Source organism: Blastococcus sp. URHD0036, from assembly GCF_000701365.1.
Lineage (GTDB): Bacteria > Actinomycetota > Actinomycetes > Mycobacteriales > Geodermatophilaceae > Trujillonella.
Map to the genome: position 1 here is coordinate 422,884 of NZ_JNIK01000014.1, position 17,667 is coordinate 440,550.

A 17,667-nucleotide genomic window follows, 5' to 3' on the forward strand; every position below is an offset into this window, starting at 1 on the left:
CGGCCCCGTCAGCGGCGGGGGAGCCGTAACGCCGCGACCAGTCCGGCGGCGCCCACGGCGGCGCTGACGGCGAACGCCGCCTGGTAGGAGACGACGTCGGTGAGGTAGCCGGCCACGAGCGGGCCGGCCACCCCGCCGAGGTCGGCCGACATCTGGAACACCGCGACCACCCGGCCACCGCGCGCGGGGCTGACGTCGCCGACCAGCGCTGCCGGCACGCTGGCCAGCAGTGACGCGGCGAGGCCGTAGGTCGCCATCGACAGCAGGAAGACCCCGGTGGCCGGGGGCAGCACGAGCATCCCCATCGCGACCGTGCCCATGGCCGCGCCCAGCACGAGCGAGGGACGCCGTCCCCAGGTGTCGGCGAGCCGGCCCGACCGCAGCAGGCCCAGCGCCTGGGCGAGGGACCCGGCCAGCAGGCCCGCGCCGGCCCACGCGACGCTGCGACCCAGCTCCTCGGTGACGTACAGCGGGACGAGCGAGTTGCGGACGCCGAACAGGGTCCACCCCACGCCCAGGTTGGCGACCAGCGCCGCGACGTAGGCCCGCGACCGCAGCGCCGCCGCGAGCGGTACCGGTCCCTGCTCCAGATCGGGCGTCGCGGCGTCGACCCCGGTGCCGGGCCGGCCCCCGGGCGAGCGCAGCAGCACCAGCGCCACGGCGCCGGCGACCAGGAGGGAGAACGCGTAGAGGAAGAACGGCAGCCGGGGGGAGAGCTCGGCCAGCACGCCACCGGCCGCCGGGCCGGCGATGCCACCGAGGATGAAGCCGCCCTGGTAGGTGGCGGCGGCCCGCCCGCGGGCCGACGGTGGCGCCACCCGGAGCAGCAGCGCGAGCGCCGAGACGGTGAACATCGCGCTGCCGATCCCGCCGACCGCGCGGAGGGCCAGGAACACCGGGAACGAGCCGGCCAGCCCGGCCAGGCCGGTGGTGACGGCGACGACGGTCAGCCCGGTGGCCAGCACCGTCCGCTCGCCGAAGCGCTCGACCAGCGTCCCGCCGCCGAACGCGGAGACGAACCGGAAGAACGCGAACGCGCTGACGGCCAGCCCCACCGCGGTGGTGCCGACGCCGAAGTCGTGGGCGAACAGCGGGATGGCGGGGGCGACGACACCGAAGCCGAGGGCCACCACGAAGGCGACGACGGAGAGCACCCGGACCTCGCGGGGCATCTCGACGGGTCCGGTTCCCGATCCGCCGTCCCCGGGTCGTCGCACGAGCGCCGATGCTCGCACGCGGCCCCGGCGCGGCCGGGCAGGCGGTGGTTGACTCCTCGGCGTGCACCTGGGGATCGACAGCTTCGTGGCCGCGGTGACCGATCCGGCGACCGGACGGCAGATCGGCCCCGAGGAGCGGCTGGCCGACCTGCTGGAGGAGATCGAGACCGCCGACCGGGTGGGCCTGTACTCCTTCGGGATCGGCGAGCACCACCGGCCCGAGTACTACGACTCCGCGCCGCCGGTCATCCTCGCCGCCGCCGCGGCGCGCACGGAGCGGATCCGCCTCAACAGCGCGGTCGCCGTCCTGAGCGCCGCCGACCCGGTGCGGGTGTTCCAGCAGTTCGCCACGCTCGACCTGATCTCGAAGGGCCGGATCGACCTCGTGGTCGGCCGGGGCTCGTTCACCGAGGCGTTCCCGCTGTTCGGCCTCTCGCTGGCCGATTACGACGAGCTGTTCGAGGAGAAGCTGGACCTGCTGCTCCGGATCCGGGAGTCCGAGCACGTCACCTGGTCCGGCAAGCACCGTCCGCCGCTGACCGGCCAGGGCGTGTACCCGCGGCCGCTGCAGGACCCGCTGCCGGTCTGGGTCGGCGTCGGCGGCACCCCGGAGTCCTTCGTCCGCGCCGGCCTGCTGGGCCTGCCGTTGATGGTCGCGATCATCGGCGGCGAGCCGCGCTCGTTCGCCCCGCTCGTCGACCTCTACCGGCGGGCCGGCCAGCACGCCGGCCACCCGCCGGAGCGGATGCGGGTCGGGCTGCACGTGTTCGGCTTCGTCGCCGGCAGCACGCAGGCGGCCGCCGACACGATCTACCCGGGCTGGCACGAGATGTTCGCGAAGGTCTCCGCCGAGCGCGGCTTCCCGCCGCCCAGCCGGGCCCAGTTCGACGCCACCAGCGGCCCGGACGGCGCCTTCTTCATGGGCGACCCCGACACCGTCGCCACCAAGCTGCGCCGCGTGTCCGAGCAGCTGGGCGGGGTGGAACGGGTCTCCATCCAGATGACCAACCCGCGGCTGGCCCACGCCGACCTGCTGCGCGGCATCGAACTGCTCGGCACCGAGGTGGCACCGCAGGTCGCCGGGGTCTGAGCTCAGCGCGCCCTCGGGAAGAGCGGGCGCAACCCGAGCGGCGCCCGGAAGGGGCGCCACATGTCCTCGGGCGTCCCCAGCCGGTCGGCCAGCAGCCACAGCACGGCCGGGTTGTGCGCGAGACCGAGATGGCTCCCGCGCACCTCGACGTTCTCGCGCCGGGGCCGGGGGTGGTACCGGCAGGACGACCAGTGCACGACGCCGTCGGCCCGCGTGTACACCGACGTCGCGGGAACGCGCAGGGGCCCGCGCTCGGCCCAGGGACGGGGCACCGACGCCGTGCCCGGGAGGGGACCGCGGTCGGCGAGCGACGAGGCCCTCCGCACCCACGGCGCCCGGCGCGCCACCGGCGTCCCCAGCGTGATGATCTGCCGGACGCTCCCCGGCGTCGCCCGGGCCAGTTCCTGCGCGTACAGGCCGCCGAGGCTCCAGCCGACCAGGCTGACCCGGCGTCCGGTGGACCGGCGCAGGCCGTCGAGCCGCGTCCGCAGCTCCTGGACGACGCGGCCGGTGGGGCCGCGGTTGGTGCCCAGGGTCCAGCCCGACACGTCGTGCCCCAGCAGCCGCAGGGTGTTGCGGAGCAGCAGCGTCGCCGGATCGCCGGCCAGCCACCCCGGCAGCACGAGGACCGGGTGGCCGTCGCCGCGGGGGGCGGCGGCGAGCAGTGGCCACGCAGCGGTCAGCGCGGCGAGGTCCAGCGCCGCGCGCGGCGGCTCGGTGAGCAGGGACACCCGTGAGGGGACGCGCGGAGCGGCGGGCACAGCCTCAGCATGCGCCCGCCGCTCCCTGGCGCGTCGGCGGCTCAGGTGTCCCGGCGGCCGAGGAGGTCGTCGGCCTTGTCGCCGGCCTTGTCGGTCTGCGCGTCGTACTTCCCGCCGGTCCGGTCGTCGGCGAACTGCTCGCCCCGCTCCAGGGCCTGGTCGCTCATCTTCTCGCCCTTCTCGCTGTCCAGGGCCTTCTTCGCCTTGTCGCCGAGTCCTCCGAGGTCCATGCCGTGCTCCTTCGATCGGTGCGGTCCCCGTTCCCCCGACCGGTACCCGCCGGTGTGGGCACCACACCGTCGGCCGGGGAGACAGCACCCTCGACCCGGCCGCCGCCTGCCGGTGGGATCGGCGCATGCCACCGATCACCGTCGTCCTGGCCGACGACAACCTGATCGTCCGCGAGGGCGTGCGCGCGCTGCTGGGCTACGACCGGGACGTCGAGGTGGTCGGCGTGGCCGGCGACTACGACGAGCTGGTCGCCACGGCACTGGCCACCGCCCCGCAGGTCGTCGTCACCGACATCCGGATGCCGCCGACGTTCGTCGACGAGGGCATCGAGGCCGCCAAGGAGGTCCGCAAGCGGCTGCCGGGCACGGGCGTCGTCGTCCTCAGCCAGTACGACAGCCCGCAGTACGCGGTCAGCCTGCTCGGCGAGGGATCGGCCGGCTACGCCTACCTGCTCAAGGACCACGTGGCCGACGGCGGCCGGCTCGGCCGCGCGATCCGCGAGGTGGCCACCGGCGGCTCGATGCTGGACCCGGAGATCGTCGCCGCGCTCGTGGCGCCGGCCCGCAGCGAGGGCGTGCTGACCGACGCCGAGGAGCAGTTGCTGCGCTCGGTCGCCGAGGGCCGCCCGGTCAAGGCGATCGCGTCGGCGTCGGGCCAGACCCCCGAGGCGGTCGACTCCGCCATCGAGGCGCTGTTCCTCACGCTGGCCCGGGGCGCCACCGCCGGCCAGGAGGACGCGCTGGCCCGGCTGCGGATGCTGCACACCGCGATCCTGCGGCAGGAGGAGCAGGGCGAGACGCTCTCCCGGCTGCTGCCCGGCGGCCTGGCGCACCGGCTGCGGCTGGACCCGCACAGCGCCGAGCGCACCGAGCGGCTGACGGTCACCGTGCTCATGTCCGACGTCCGCGGTTACTCCGGGATCGCCGAGCACTCGGACCCGGCGGCGCTGGCGGGGCAGCTGAACGCGCACCGCAGCGCGATGAACGCTGCCATCCTCTCCGAGGCAGGCACGGTCATGCAGTACGTCGGAGACGCGGTGATGGCGGTGTTCGGAGCACCCGACCCCTCGCCCGGGCACGCCGCCCGGGCCGTGCGGTGCGCCCGGGCGATGCACCGGGGACAGCGCGACCTCGACCGCGTGTGGGCCGAGCAGGACCTGGCGCCGTTCGGCCTGGGCATCGGGCTGAGCACCGGCGAGGTCGCTGCCGCGTGCCTCGGCAGCGACGAGCGGTTGGAGTACACGTTGGTCGGCGACACGGTCAACCTGGCGCAGCGCCTCCAGGACCTCGCCCGCCCGGCCGGCACGACCGTGCTGAGCGCGGCGACGGTGGAGGCGGCCGGCGGTGACTGGCCGCTGGAACCCATGGGGGAGTGCCTGGTCAAGGGGCGGACGACGCCCGTGGTCGCCTACCGGCTGCCCCCCGATCCCGAGCCGGTGGGAGCCGGTCTCGGTTCCGGGACGGGGTCCCGGTGAGCGGCGTGCAGGCGGTCTCCGTGCGGGGAGCGCGGCGGACCTTCGCCGCCGAGCTCGCCCCGGTCCGCGCGCTGCGCGGCGTCGACCTCGACGTCGCCCCCGGCGAGTTCGTCGCGATCACCGGCCCCTCCGGCTGCGGGAAGTCGACGCTGCTCAACACCGTCGCCGGCCTGGACACCCTCGACGAGGGCTCCATCGAGGTGGCCGGCCAGCGGATCGACGGCCGTGACGAGGACTGGCTGGCCACGTTCCGCCGGCACCACATCGGCATCGTCTTCCAGTTCTTCAACCTGCTCGACGGCGTCTCCGCGCTGGACAACCTGGTGCTGCCCGCCGTCCTCGGCGGCCGGCGGCGGCGGGCCGCGGAGTCCCGCGCGCGCGACCTGCTCGACCTGCTCGGCCTCGGGGACCGGGCGGCGCAGATCCCGGCCCTGCTGTCCGGCGGTCAGCGGCAGCGCCTGGCCATCGCCCGCGCACTGGTCAACGAGCCGACCCTGCTGCTCGCCGACGAGCCGACGGGGGCGCTCGACAGCGCCGGCGGCCTGGAGATCCTCGAGCTGTTCCGCCGGCTGCACGCCGACGGGCAGACGATCGTGCTCGTCACCCACTCGCCCGACGTCGCCGCCGGCGCCTCCCGGCACGTGCGGATGCGTGACGGGCTCGTGGAGGGTGACGACGGACCGCCGCCCGCGGCCGACGAGTCCCCGGCCGCAGCCACCGCGGACGCCGGAGCGCTCTGATGCACGCGGTGGCCATGTGGCTGCGCCTGGACCTGCGCCGCCGCCGCCGGTCGCTGCTGGTCCTCGCGCTGCTCATCGCGTTCGCCTCCGGCACCGTGTTCGCGGCGGCCGCCGGGGCGCGCCGCGGTGAGTCCGCGATCGAGCGGATCGCCGCCCGCACCCTCCCGCTCGACCTGGTCCTGCTGCCCAACCAGCCGGGCTTCGACTGGGACGCCGTCCGTGCGATGCCCGAGGTCGAGGCGGTGTCGGAGTTCGTCGTCGGGAACTTCGCGATCGCCGAGATCGCGGACCCGTCCGCGGGCGACGTCCTGGAGTCCTCGCCCGTGGGGTTCGCCACCCTCGGCGACGACGCGGCGCGCACGGTGGAGGCCCCGGTCGTCCTCGAGGGCCGGATGTTCGACCCCGCCCGCGACGAGGTCGTCGTCACCGCGAACTTCGCCGACTCGTACGGCTACGGCGTCGGCGACACCCTCACCGGCGCGCTGCCCTCACCGGAGCAGACGGAGGAGCTGGCCGCGGGCGGGAACATCGACGACGTCGACGCCCTGGCCGGCCCGCGGATCCCGCTCACCATCGTCGGCGTCGTCCGCTCGCTCTGGTACTCCGACACCACCGGGTCGCCGGGCTCGATCCTGCCGTCGCCGCACGTCTACCAGACCTGCCCCGACTGCTTCCTGGGGTCCGAGGGCTCCGGGTACGTCAACGCCCTGGTCCGGCTCACCGACGGTCCGGCCGGGATCCCGGCGTTCCAGGCGGCGCTGGCGGAGCTCACCGGGCGTACCGACATCGAGGTCTTCAACGGGCCGCAGCTGGAGGCCGACGGGCAGCGGCGGAACGCCTTCGAGGCCGACAACCTCTACGCGTTCGCGCTGGCCGCGCTGCTGGCGGCGGTGTTCCTCGTCGGGCAGACCGTGGCCCGCTACACCGCGGCCGCGGTCACCGAGATGCGCACGCTCGCGGCCGTGGGCATGACGCCCCGGCAGAGCGTCCAGGCCGCGGTGGGCCCGCCGCTGCTGGCGGCGGTGGCCGGGACGACGCTCGGGGTGGGCCTGGCCGTCGTCGCGTCGCGGTGGTTCCCGGTCGGGTCGGCCGCGCTGGTCGAGCCGGATCCGGGGACGTCGGCGGACTGGCTGGTGCTCGGCGTCGGCTGGGTGGCCGTCCCGCTGCTCGTGGCGGCCGGCGCCGCGGGCTCGGCCTTCGTCGCGCGCCGCGCCGCGCGCCTCGGCACCGCGCCGCGGTCCTCGGCGATCGCCGCGGCGACGGCCCGCATGGGCTGGCCCGTCCCGGTCGTGGTCGGCACCCGGTTCGCCCTGGAGCCCGGCCGCGGGCGCAGCGCCATCCCGGTCCGGCCGGCGCTGATCGGGTCGGTCATCGGCGTGCTCGGCGTCGTCGCGGCGTTCACCTTCGCCAGCGGGGTCTCCGAGGCCGCCGGCAACCCGGCCCGCTTCGGGCAGACGTTCTCGGCGCTGGCGTTCATCGGCTTCAACGACGAGGAGCTGGCCGATCCGCAGCAGCTGGTCGACGTGGCGCGAGCCGACCCGTCGGTGACCGGGGTCGTCGACGCCCGCAGCGCGGTGGCCGACATCGGCGACAGCCGGGCCACCCTCTACAGCTACGACGGCGCCGGTGGCCCGCCGGTCGACATGGTCCTGTCCGACGGGCGGCCCCCGGAGGCCGCCACGGAGATCGTCCTCGGCCCCGACGTCGTCGACACACTCGGCATCGGCGTGGGCGACCGGATCGAGGTGGTGGGCACCGAAGGTGCCCGCGAGCTCACCCTGGTCGGCATCGGCTTCACCCCCGAGGGGCCGCACAACTCCTACTCCAACGGCGGGTGGGTGTCCGGCAACGGCTACACGTCGCTGTTCGCCGACCGCTTCAAGTTCTCCTTCCTGTACGTCGCCACCGATGCCGGCCCCGACGACGCCGCGGCGATCGGGACGCTCAACCAGGCGGCCACCGACGCCGGCATCGGTCCGGTGTTCGGTCCGCCGTTCACGCCGCAGCAGGTCGCCGACATCGGCCAGGTCACCGCGCTGCCGCGCTTCCTCGCCGGCTTCCTCGCCCTCCTGGCCATGGGTGCCATCGGGCACGCGCTGGCCACCGCGGTCCGCCGCCGCCGGCACGACATCGCGGTGCTGCGGGCGCTGGGCATGACCCGCCGCCAGTCGCGGTGGGTGGTCGTCGTGCAGGCGACGGTCCTGGCCCTGGTCGGCCTGGCGCTCGGGGTGCCGCTGGGCGTGGCGCTCGGCCGGGTCCTGTGGCAGGTCGTGGCCGACTACACGCCGCTGCAGTACTCGCCGCCGATCGCGCTGCTCGCGCTGGCGGTCATCGGCCCGGCCGCGCTCCTGGTGGCCAACCTGCTGGCGGCCTGGCCCGGTCGCGCCGCCGCCCGCCTGCGCATCGGCGCCGTACTCCGGGCGGAGTGACCACCGTGGGCGGCGAGATGGGCGCGGTGTCGGTCTGGCTGCGACTGGATCTGCGGCGCCGCCGCCGGTCGCTGCTGGTCCTGTCGCTGCTCGTCGCCTTCAGTGGCGCGACGGTGCTGGCCACGACCGCGGGCGCACGTCGAGCGGACTCCGCGATCTCCCGGATGGGGGCCCGGACCCTCCCGCTCGATGTGGCCGTCCTGCCCAACGAACCGGGATTCGACTGGGACGCGGTGCGCGCGATGCCGCAGGTCGCCGCGCTCTCCACCTTCGCCGTGTCGGGTTTCGCCCTGGAGGAGACCGTCCGCGCCGGCGCTGACCCGATCGGGGACACCGGGGTGTTCCTCCCCGGTGCCGACGACGACGTGATGCGGACCGTCGAGAGGCCCGTCGTCCTCGAGGGCCGCATGTTCGACCCCGACCGGATCGACGAGGCCGTCGTCTCCAGCCGGTTCGTCGCCGACACCGGACTCGGGGTCGGCGACACGGTGACCGCTGCGCTCGCGTCCCCCGAGCAGATGGACGGGGTGCTCGACGGCGAGGTGGTCGACGACGTCGACGAGCTGGCGGGGCCCCGGTTCCCGATCACGATCGTCGGCGTGGTGCGTTCGCTCTGGTACGCCGATGCCGCCGGTGCCCGGGGTTCATTCTTCCCCTCGCCGCAGGTGGTCCAGACGTATCCGGCCAACCTCCTGGGAGCCTCGGGCACGGCCTCCGTCAACGCGCTGGTACGGCTGCGCGCCGGCGCGGCCGGGACACCGGAGTTCCAGGAGGCCCTGGCGGCGCTGACCGGGCGCACCGACATCGAGGTCCTGGACTGGGCCGACCGCCAGGCCGCCGACCAGCGCCGGAACTCCTTCGAGGCCGGCAGCCTCGGCGCGTTCGCCCTCGCCGCGCTGCTGGCCGCCCTCGTCCTCGTCGGTTCGTCCGTCGCCCGGTACACGGCCTCGGCCCTGACCGAGATGCGCACCCTCGGGGCGGTCGGCATGACCCGGACGCAGAGCCTGCAGGCCGCCGTCGCGGGTCCGGTCATCGCCGCGGTCGCCGGCGCGTCGCTCGCCGTGCTGCTGGCCGTCGGGGCGTCGCGGTGGTTTCCCCTCGGCTCCGCCGCGCTGGTCGAGCCGGACCCGGGCGTGGCCGTGGACCGGCTGGTGCTCGGCGGGGGATGGGTGCTGATCCCGGTGCTGGTGGTGGCGGGCGCCGCCGGCTCGGCCCTGGTGGCGCGCCGCGCGGCGCGCGAGACCGTCCCGCCCCGTCGTTCCTCGCTGGCCGCACTCGCCGCGCGGCTCGGCTGGCCGGTCCCCGTCGTGGTCGGCGCCCGCTTCGCGCTCGAGCCGGGACGGGGACGCAGCGCGGTCCCCGTGCGCCCGGCACTGATCGGCTCGGTCGTCGGGATCACGGGCGTCGTCGCCGCCTTCACCTTCGGCAGCGGCGTCGCCGATGCGGCGGGCAACCCGGCGCGTTTCGGGCAGACCTTCGCCCTGCAGGGCTTCCTGGGGTCCGACGACCGGGAGTTCACCGACCCGGACGGGTTGCTCCAGGTCCTGCGGGCGGATCCGGCGGTCACCGCCGTCGACGACGCTCGCAGCGCGGTGGCGGGTGTCGGCGGAGCGCAGACGACGCTCTACACCTACGACGGCGCGGGGGGACCGCCGGTGGACATGGTGCTGTCGGCCGGCCGACCGCCCGAGGCCGCCGACGAGGTCGTGCTCGGACCGGAGACGGCCGACCGCCTGGACGTCACGGTCGGCGGTCCGGTGCAGGTCGACGGCACGTCGGGCTCCCGGCCGCTGACGCTCGTGGGCATCGGCTTCACGCCCGAGGGGCCGCACAACGGCTACGCCGACGCCGGCTGGGTGACCGCCGCCGGGTACGACACCCTCTTCGAGGGCTTCACGTTCCACTTCCTGTTCGTCGCCCTGCGACCGGGGTCGGACACGGCCGCGGTGCTGGCGCGGCTGGGCCAGGCCGCTGCCGACGAGGGCGTCGCACCCGTCCTCGGTCTCCCGGAGCCTCCTCATCAGATCGAGGACATCGGCCAGGTGAGGGCGCTGCCGGTCTTCCTCGCCGGCTTCCTCGCGCTCCTGGCGATCGGGGCCGTCGGGCACGCGCTGGCCACGGCGGTCCGCCGGCGACGGCACGACATCGCGGTGCTGCGCACGCTGGGCATGACACGCCGGCAGTCCCGGAGGGTGGTGGTCGTGCAGGCCACCGTGCTCGCGGGAGTCGGGCTGGTGATCGGCGTGCCGCTGGGGCTCGCGCTCGGGCGGGTGCTCTGGCAGGTGGTCGCGGACTACACGCCGCTGCAGTACGTGCCGCCGTTCGCGCTGGTCGCGCTGGCACTCATCGGTCCGGCCGCGCTGCTGATCGCCAACCTGCTGGCCGCCTGGCCGGGGCGCACCGCTGCCCGGCTGCGCGTCGGCACCGTGCTGAGGGCGGAGTGACCATGACGGTGCGCGCGGAGTGGTTCGACGCCGCGGGGGTGGCCACGCTGGTCGTCGTCCTCGGCTGGGGTGTGGCGGCGGTCGCCACGGCGCGGGCCGGGTCACCACGGACCGCACGGTGGTCGGCCGGGGTCGCCGCGGCGACGGCCGCGGCCTACGCGTGGCCGGTCCTCGTGCCGGGGACCGCGAGCGTGTGGTTCGCCCTCGGGCTCGCGCTGCCGCAGGCCGACCTCGGCTCGCCGGGGCGCCGGGCCGCGGCGGCCGCCGGAGCAGCGGTCGGGGCGGCCGCGGTCGTCGTGCTCGTCGCGTCGGACTCCCCGGCGCCGCCCGGCTGGGCCGTCCTGCTGGGCTGGCTCGCGGTCGCCGTCGGTGCGGGAGGCGCGCTGGCCGCCCGGTGTGTCCGCGCGGGGGCCGACGACCGGGCCCGCATCCAGCTGGTCTGCGCGGCCGCGGCGCTTTCCACCGCCTTCTCCGGCGGCATCGCCGCGCTCTCGGTGCTGGTCTCGGTGCCCGCCGCCCCGGGGCCGTGGATCGTCGGTGCCCTCGTCCTCCTCCCGCTGGCGACGGCCGCCGGCGAGGTGTCGGCGCAGGCCCGGCACGGCGCCGCCCGGCTGCTCGTCGAGTCGGTGGCGGCCGCCGGGACGGCGCTGCTGGCCGGCGCGGTCTACCTGGTCGTGGTCGTCGGGCTGGGCCGCTTCCCCGAGGACGAGGAGCGGTCGCTGCTCGGGCTGAGCCTGCTGGCCGCGGTCGTTCTGGCCGTGCTCGTCGTGCCCACCCGCCACCGCCTGCTGGCGCTGGGCACCGCGCTGGTCGGCGGCCGGGTGGAGGGGCCGGAGCGCGTGCTCACCGGGTTCGGTGCGCGCATGTCCCGCGCCATCCCGATGGACGAGCTGCTCCTCCAGCTGGCCGAGTCGCTCCAGGCCACGGTCGCGCCGGCCGGCGCGGAGGTCTGGGTGGGCGACGACGGCGCCCTCACGCGGACCGTCGCGGTGCCGCACCGGCCCGCGCAGCCGATGCACCTGGACCCCGAGACGCTGCGGGTCGTGACCGCCGCACGCATCGGCGGGCGTGCGTGGACGGCGGTGTGGCTGCCCGAGATCGGTGGACCCCTGCCGGTCGCCGGTTCCCAGGACGAGTCGGGTCCGGCCGACCTGCGGATCGTGCCGCTGGCCCACCAGGGCGTCCTGCGCGGTCTGCTGGTGGTGCGAGGTGAGGCGTTCCCCGAGGACACCGAGCAGCTGCTCGTCGACCTCGGCCGCCAGCTCGGCCTCGCGCTGCACAACGTCGGCCTGGACTCGGCGCTGCAGGCGTCGCTGGTCGAGCTGGAACGTCGCAACGCCGAGCTGCAGGCCTCCCGGCTGCGCATCGTGACCGCCGCCGACGAGTCGCGCCGGGCCATCGAGCGCAACCTGCACGACGGCGCCCAGCAGCACCTCGTCGCGCTGGCCGTGAAGCTCGGCGTCGCGGCGGAGCTGGTCGACGACGACCCCGACGCGCTGCGCGGGCTGCTCACCGACCTGCGCGCCGACGTCTCGGCCACCATCGCCGAGCTGCGTAGCCTCGCCCACGGCATCTACCCGCCGCTGCTGCGCGAGCGGGGGCTGGGCGAGGCCCTGCGGGCCGCAGGGCTGCGCTCGCCGCTCGGCTGCCGGGTCCGCGACGACCTGCCGGGGCGGTTGCCGGCCGAGATCGAGGCGGCGGCCTACTTCTGCTGCCTGGAGGCGATGCAGAACGCGGCCAAGCACGCCGGCGCCGGCGCGCAGCTCGAGGTCGTCGTCGAGCGCGGCGAGGGCGGGCTGCTCTTCGAGGTCCGCGACGACGGCGCCGGGTTCGACGCGGGCCCGGACACCGGTCACGGCTTCGCCAACATGGCCGACCGGGTGGGTGCCCTGGGCGGGACGCTGCGGGTGGAGTCGGCCCCCGGTCAGGGGACGTCGGTGCGCGGCGTCGTCCCGCTGCCGGCCGCGCCGGCCGAGCCGGCGGAGACCAGCTCGCGCAGCACCCTCGGGGTCAGCTCCTCCTTGCGCAGGTAGCCGATCGCGCCGCAGGTCTGCGCCCCCGACGGCAGGTCGTCGGCGGCGTAGGTCGAGGTCAGCACCACGGCCGCGCCCGGGTGCACCGCGAGCAGCTCGCGAGTGGACTCGATGCCGTTGCGGCCGGGCAGGTTGATGTCCATCAGGACGACGTCGGGCCGCAGCTCCGCGGCCAGCCGGACGGCGTCCTCCCCGGTCTCGGCCTCCGCGACCACCGTCCAGTCCCGCAGCAGACCGATCAGCGTCCGCGCGGCGGACCGGAACGGCGGCTGGTCGTCGACGACGAGCACGCGGGTGGACACGCTCCCAGCGTCCCCGCTGCCCGAGCCGGGGACGAGGGGGGCCTCCCCCTCACCGGGGGTCGTGCTGGCCCCCCTGAGCGGCGCCGGCCGGGTCGGACAGGTAGAGCAGCACCGCCTTGACCCGCCGGTTCACGTCCGGGGCCAGCCCGAGGTCGAGCTTGGTGAACAGCGCGTTGATGTGCTTCTCCACGGCCCGCTCGCTGAGGAACAGCGCCTCGGCGATCGCGGCGTTGCTCTTGCCCTGGGCCACCTGGTCGAGCACCTCGCGCTCCCGCGGCGACAGGGACGCGACGGGGGAGCGCCGCTGCCGCGCAGAGGCCGCCACCAGCACGTCGACCACCGCCGGGTCCACGACCGAGCCGCGCGCGGCCACGGTGCGGACGGCGTCGGCGAGCTGGCCCGGCTGGCTGATCCGCTCCTTGAGCAGGTAGGCGCGCCCGGCGCTGCCGGCGGCCAGCAGGGCGGTCGCGTAGCCGGGGTCGACGTACTGGGAGAGGACGACGACGCCGACGCGCGGGGAGCTGCTCCGCAGCCGGGTGGCCGCCTGGATGCCCTCGTCGTCGTGCCCCGGCGGCATCCGCACGTCGGTGACGACGACGTCGGGCTGCTCCCGCTCGACGGCGGCCAGCAGCTCGGGGAGGTCGGCGCAGGCGGCGACGACGTCGAGGTCCTCCTGGCGGCGCAGGAGCTCGACGATGCCCTCGCGGACCAGCAGGGAGTCCTCTGCGACGACGACCCGCAGCGGCATGCGCGGGAGCCTAGGGGGTCGGGGGCCGCGGGAGGGTCAGCCGGTCGCCCTCGCGCCCGACGGTGACCGGGAGCGGCGCGTCCCGCAGCCCGCAGGCGAGCGCGTCGAGCTCGTCGTCGGTGCGCCGCGGGTCGTGGTGGAACAGCACGAGGGACCGCGCTCCGGCCTCCACGGCGAGGGCCACCGCGTAGTCGATCGAGGAGTGCCCGAAGGAGCGGCGGTCGGCGAACTCCGCAGCCGTGTACTGCGCGTCGTGCACCAGGACGTCGACCCCGTCGGCCAGCTCGAGGGCCGCGTCGTGGCGGGCGCCGAGGCCGTCCGGCCCGGGACCGAGCGAGGTGGGGGAGTGGTCGGACAGGTAGGCGAGGGCGGCCCGGCCGTCGTCCACCCGGTAGCCGAAGGTGCGGCCGCCCTTGTGCGGGATCTCCCGCGCGAGCACGGCGAACCCCTCGATCTCGTGCCGGCCGGTCTCCAGGCAGCCGAACGACCAGCGGCCGCGCAGCTCCCCGGGGGTGATCGGGAACGACGGCGGGGACATCGCCCGCGCCAGCAGCTGCTCGGCCGATCCGCCGCCCTGGGCGGGCAGCAGCAGCGAGACGACGGCGTCGTCGCGGTCGAGTGCGGGTGCGAAGGGCAGCCCGTGGGTGTGGTCCCAGTGCAGGTGCCCCAGCAGGAGGGTGCCGCGGAACCGCCGGCCGCCGAGCAGGGCACCGACCCCCGACAGCCCGGAGCCGGCGTCCAGCAGCAGGGTGGGGTCGCCGCCGTCGGGGCCGATCGCCACGCAGGAGGTGTTGCCGCCGTAGCGGACGAACTCCGGGCCCGGCGCCGGCGCCGATCCGCGGACCCCGCAGAGGTCGATCCTCACGCGGTCGGGCGCGGGGAGACCAGCTCCTCCCGCCGGTGCCCGTCGGCCAGCTCGCGCAGCGCGGCGGGCTCCACCTGGTCGCCCGGGACGACGGCGATCCGGGCGCGGGTCAGCCCCACGAGCGTGGCCGTGCGGGCGCCCGCCTCGACCAGTGCCCGCTCGCCGCCCACGGCGCCGGGGCCGAGCTCGGCGACCACCTCGCCGTCGACGACGACCTGCACCACGCCGTCCAGCAGCAGGAACAGCTCGCTGCCGGTCTCGCCCTGCCGGACGAGCGCCTCGCCGGCGGCCAGCGAGGTGATCCGCGGCCGGGCGCCGCCGCGCATGATCGTCGTCGACAGGGTCCGCTCCAGGGCGGTCTCGACGGCGGTGACCAGCGCCGGGCTGTCGGCGTCCCCCCACGGGCTGGCGTCGCCGAAGCACTCGCGCGACCAGGCGGCGTAGTCGGACAGTCCGCTCTTGGCGGTCAGCGCGCCGCCGTCGTCGTAGACCCAGTGCCGCGGGAACGGGCTGGCGCCCGTCATCCGGGCCTCGGAGCGGCCGTCGGCGTGCACGGTCAGTTCCAGCGTCGTCCAGACCGTCGGCGCGGTGAGCTGCGCGTAGGGCGGGCGGCGGACGGTGCGGGGCATCGGGACGCCGGTGCGTCCGCCGACGGTCTGCCGGAAGCGGGCCCAGCCGTCGCCGATCTCGGGCGCGGCCTGCAGGTCGGGGTGGCGGACGGCGGCGAAGGTCACCGACCGGCCCAGCCGCAGGGTGGTCGACCCGATCAGCCCGCCACCGCAGTAGCGCGCCGCGGTGACCCGGCCGTCGTCGTCCACCTCGATCTCGGCGGCCAGGTGGTTGGCGAAGCGGAACCGGTCGGCGTCCCGCCAGGCGAGCAGGTCGCCCAGGACGGGCTCCGGCGGGTCGTCGTAGTGGCCGACCCCGAGGGTGAAGCCGAGGCGCATGGGCCCGGCCACCGCCTCCGAGGGGATCCACGAGACCGAGGTGACCGACGCCGACCGCCGCATGACGTGCCTCCTGACGTTCCGCTGGGTTCGCGTCCAGCGTCGCGGCCGTGCGCCCGGCGGACAGGCGTGCAGACCCCCGGACCCGCTCGGGGCCTGCCCCACCCCGGAGCGGGTGCTGGCCCCGATGTGCGCGGGCGTCGGCTCCGGCAGCGTCGGCGGGGACGTGGTCGGGCGGATGTGTGCGGGGGGGACTCCTGGTGAGAGCGGTGCTGCGGGCGGCGGGGGAGATCGCCGGGAACCGGGGGCTGGCGCGACTGCTCGGGGCGTACGGGGTGTTCACGGCCACGGAGAACGCGGTCTGGATCGCGATGCTCGTCTACGCCTACGCCCGGGGCGGTGCGCCGCTGACCGGGGCGGTCGCCGTGGCGCAGCTGGTGCCGGCGGCGGTGGCCGCGCCGCTGGTCGCGGCCCTCGCCGACCGGTTCTCGGCCCGGCGCGTGCTGGTCGGCGGGTACGCGGTTCAGGTCGCCGGGATGCTGGCGGCCGCCGTCGCGATGGCGCTGGACGCGGCTCCGGTCGCCTACGCCGGAGCGGTCCTGGCCTCGACCGCGGTGGCCACGACCCGGCCGGCGCAGACGGTGCTGCTGCCGGGGCTGGTGCGCAGCGCGGCCGAGCTGACGTCGGTGAACGCGGCGATCGGCTGGCTGGAGAGCGCCGGCGCGGTGGCGGCGAGCGTGGCCACGGGCATCCTGCTGGCGGTGGCCGCGCCTGAGGCGGTGTTCGCGGGGGCCGCCGTCGCGGGGGTCGCCTCCGTCGTCCTCGCCGCGTTGGTGCCGGCGTCGGCCGTCCCGGTGGACGTCGGCCCCGGCGGGCTCCGGGCCACCCTCGCCGGGGTGGCGGTCCTGGCCCGGCAGCCGGCGCCCCGGCTGCTGGGGGCGCTGCTGACCGCGCAGTGGGTGCTCATCGGCGCGCTGGACCTGCTGTTCGTGGTGCTCGCCGTCGACGTCCTGGGCCGCGGCGACGACTGGGTGGGCTGGCTGAACACGGCGTACGCGGCAGGCGGGGTGGTCGCCGGGATGGCCGGGATCGCGCTGCTGGGCCGCCGCCGGCTGGCACCGGTGGTCCTCGGCTCGGTGGCGGTGATCGGGCTCGCCCTGGCGCTGGCCGCACCGGCGTCGGCCGCGGCGGTGACCCTGGTGCTGATGGCGGCGGTCGGGGGCGGCCACGTGGTGTTCTCGGTCGCCACCCGGTCCCTGTTGCAGCGCGCCGTCCCCGCCGACGTGGTCGGCCGGGTGTTCGGCGCGGTGGAGGGTCTGGCGATGGCGGGGCTGGCGGTGGGCGCGGCCGCGGTGCCCGTGCTGGTCGAGGCGGGCGGGCCGGCGTTGGCCCTGCTGGTGACGGCCGCCGTCCTGCCGGTCGTCGCACTGTGCGGCGGGCGGTTGCTGCTGCGCCTGGACGCGGCCGCCGACGTGCCGGTCGTCGACATCGCGCTGCTGCGGTCGCTTCCGGTGTTCGCGACGCTGCCCGCACCGGCCGTCGAGGGGCTGGCGAGGTCGGCGGATCGGGTCGACCTGGCGGCGGGCGCGGTGCTGGTGCGTGAGGGCGAGGAGGGAGACCACTTCTACGCCGTCGTCGACGGCCGGCTCGCGGTCACGGTCGGCGGGGCGCCTGCGGGGGCGATGTGCCGCGGCGACGGGCTGGGCGAGATCGCGCTGCTGCGCGACCTGCCGAGGACGGCGACCGTGACGGCGGACGTGCCCACCGTCGTGCTGGCTCTCGGGCGGGACGCCTTCCTCGCGGCGGTCACGGCCCACCCGCCTGCGGCGCGGGTCGCGGCCGCCGTCTCGGACCGCCGGCTGGAGTCCGACCGGCGGCGGGTGGGAGCCGAGTCCGCGCCTGGTCCCGCGAGCCGCTGACCGGGGGCCACCGCGGTGAGCCGACTGGAGCCCGAGCGCCGGCGAGCCTGCGATGTCCGTGGTCGTCACCCGGGGAAGGCCCACGGCGCCTTCCCGAACGGGGCGCCGGTGCGCTTCCCGCAGCGCCGGCAGATCTTGTCGTCCGGACTCGGGGGCCCCTCGCCGTCCGGGTGTCGCCGGACATAGGAGTGGAAACCGAACCAGCACCGGAGCCGCTTCCGCGTCATGGACCGACGCTAGGGAGCACCGCTCCTGCCAGAAAGTGGCGTACGGCCCGCGTGCCAGGCATGCGCAACGCCATTCCTCGGAAACTGGGCAAGGCCGTTCCTCGAGGACAGGACGGTCGTCCCCAGCGCCGAAAACTGTCAGTGGTCGAACGTATGTTCGGTCCATGTCGCGGATGACCGGTACCGCCTCCCTCGCTGAGGGAGCGCTGATCGACTGGTCGATCAGCAAGCCGGTGAGCT

At 76.1% G+C, this 17,667-nt stretch carries 14 protein-coding genes; 7 read left to right on the top strand and 7 right to left on the bottom strand.

Annotation, left to right across the window (positions count from 1 at the left end):
* Positions 1–8: 8 nt before the first annotated feature.
* Positions 9–1,172, bottom strand: a complete 1,164-nt coding sequence (locus tag N555_RS0114135; protein ID WP_034510453.1) for an MFS transporter — start codon at positions 1,170–1,172, stop codon at positions 9–11.
* Between the two features lie 106 nt (positions 1,173–1,278).
* Here N555_RS0114135 and N555_RS0114140 point away from each other — a divergent pair, with 106 nt between their 5' ends.
* Positions 1,279–2,307 (top strand): LLM class flavin-dependent oxidoreductase, encoded by a 1,029-nt coding sequence (locus N555_RS0114140; protein ID WP_029432145.1) that lies wholly within the window; start codon positions 1,279–1,281, stop codon positions 2,305–2,307.
* Between the two features lie 2 nt (positions 2,308–2,309).
* On the opposite strand, the gene N555_RS0114145 is transcribed toward N555_RS0114140, so the two are convergent.
* Both N555_RS0114145 and N555_RS0114150 read right to left on the bottom strand, forming a co-directional pair.
* Positions 2,310–3,068, bottom strand: coding sequence for an esterase/lipase family protein (locus N555_RS0114145; protein WP_051684063.1), 759 nt, complete (start codon positions 3,066–3,068; stop codon positions 2,310–2,312).
* A 41-nt stretch (positions 3,069–3,109) separates the two neighbouring features.
* Entirely contained in the window at positions 3,110–3,298 is a 189-nt protein-coding gene (locus N555_RS0114150) for an antitoxin (RefSeq protein ID WP_029432147.1), read from the bottom strand.
* Between the two features lie 125 nt (positions 3,299–3,423).
* Between N555_RS0114150 and N555_RS0114155 the strand changes: the two genes are divergently transcribed.
* The 5 genes from N555_RS0114155 to N555_RS27955 are packed head-to-tail and all read left to right on the top strand — an operon-like array spanning position 3,424 to position 12,419.
* Entirely contained in the window at positions 3,424–4,773 is a 1,350-nt protein-coding gene (locus tag N555_RS0114155) for an adenylate/guanylate cyclase domain-containing protein (RefSeq protein WP_051684064.1), read from the top strand.
* Positions 4,770–5,513 carry an ABC transporter ATP-binding protein gene (locus N555_RS0114160; protein ID WP_197029019.1) on the top strand — a complete coding sequence of 248 codons (744 nt, stop codon included), beginning with the start codon at positions 4,770–4,772 and terminating at the stop codon, positions 5,511–5,513. Before N555_RS0114155 ends, N555_RS0114160 begins: the two co-directional genes overlap by 4 nt.
* Positions 5,513–7,942 (top strand): ABC transporter permease, encoded by a 2,430-nt coding sequence (locus N555_RS0114165; protein WP_029432150.1) that lies wholly within the window; start codon positions 5,513–5,515, stop codon positions 7,940–7,942. The genes N555_RS0114160 and N555_RS0114165 overlap by 1 nt, the downstream gene beginning before the upstream one ends.
* Positions 7,939–10,386, top strand: coding sequence for an ABC transporter permease (locus N555_RS0114170; protein WP_156036360.1), 2,448 nt, complete (start codon positions 7,939–7,941; stop codon positions 10,384–10,386). Before N555_RS0114165 ends, N555_RS0114170 begins: the two co-directional genes overlap by 4 nt.
* 2 nt (positions 10,387–10,388) lie before the next feature.
* Positions 10,389–12,419 carry a sensor histidine kinase gene (locus N555_RS27955; RefSeq protein ID WP_051684065.1) on the top strand — a complete coding sequence of 677 codons (2,031 nt, stop codon included), beginning with the start codon at positions 10,389–10,391 and terminating at the stop codon, positions 12,417–12,419.
* On the opposite strand, the gene N555_RS0114180 is transcribed toward N555_RS27955, so the two are convergent.
* From N555_RS0114180 to N555_RS0114195, 4 genes are read right to left on the bottom strand one after another with little or no spacing between them, the layout of a single operon-like run.
* Positions 12,311–12,721, bottom strand: a complete 411-nt coding sequence (locus N555_RS0114180; protein WP_051684066.1) for a response regulator — start codon at positions 12,719–12,721, stop codon at positions 12,311–12,313. The genes N555_RS27955 and N555_RS0114180 overlap by 109 nt on opposite strands.
* A 49-nt stretch (positions 12,722–12,770) precedes the next feature.
* On the bottom strand, positions 12,771–13,469 hold the full coding sequence (locus N555_RS0114185; RefSeq protein WP_034510455.1) for a response regulator transcription factor: 699 nt from the start codon (positions 13,467–13,469) through the stop codon (positions 12,771–12,773).
* Positions 13,470–13,479: 10 nt separating this feature from the next.
* Positions 13,480–14,334 (bottom strand): MBL fold metallo-hydrolase, encoded by an 855-nt coding sequence (locus N555_RS0114190; protein ID WP_051684067.1) that lies wholly within the window; start codon positions 14,332–14,334, stop codon positions 13,480–13,482.
* Entirely contained in the window at positions 14,331–15,344 is a 1,014-nt protein-coding gene (locus N555_RS0114195) for a cyclic nucleotide-binding domain-containing protein (protein WP_029432156.1), read from the bottom strand. The genes N555_RS0114190 and N555_RS0114195 overlap by 4 nt, the downstream gene beginning before the upstream one ends.
* Before the next feature lie 197 nt (positions 15,345–15,541).
* Here N555_RS0114195 and N555_RS0114200 point away from each other — a divergent pair, with 197 nt between their 5' ends.
* Positions 15,542–17,200 (top strand): cyclic nucleotide-binding domain-containing protein, encoded by a 1,659-nt coding sequence (locus N555_RS0114200; protein ID WP_156036361.1) that lies wholly within the window; start codon positions 15,542–15,544, stop codon positions 17,198–17,200.
* Positions 17,201–17,667: the final 467 nt, after the last annotated feature.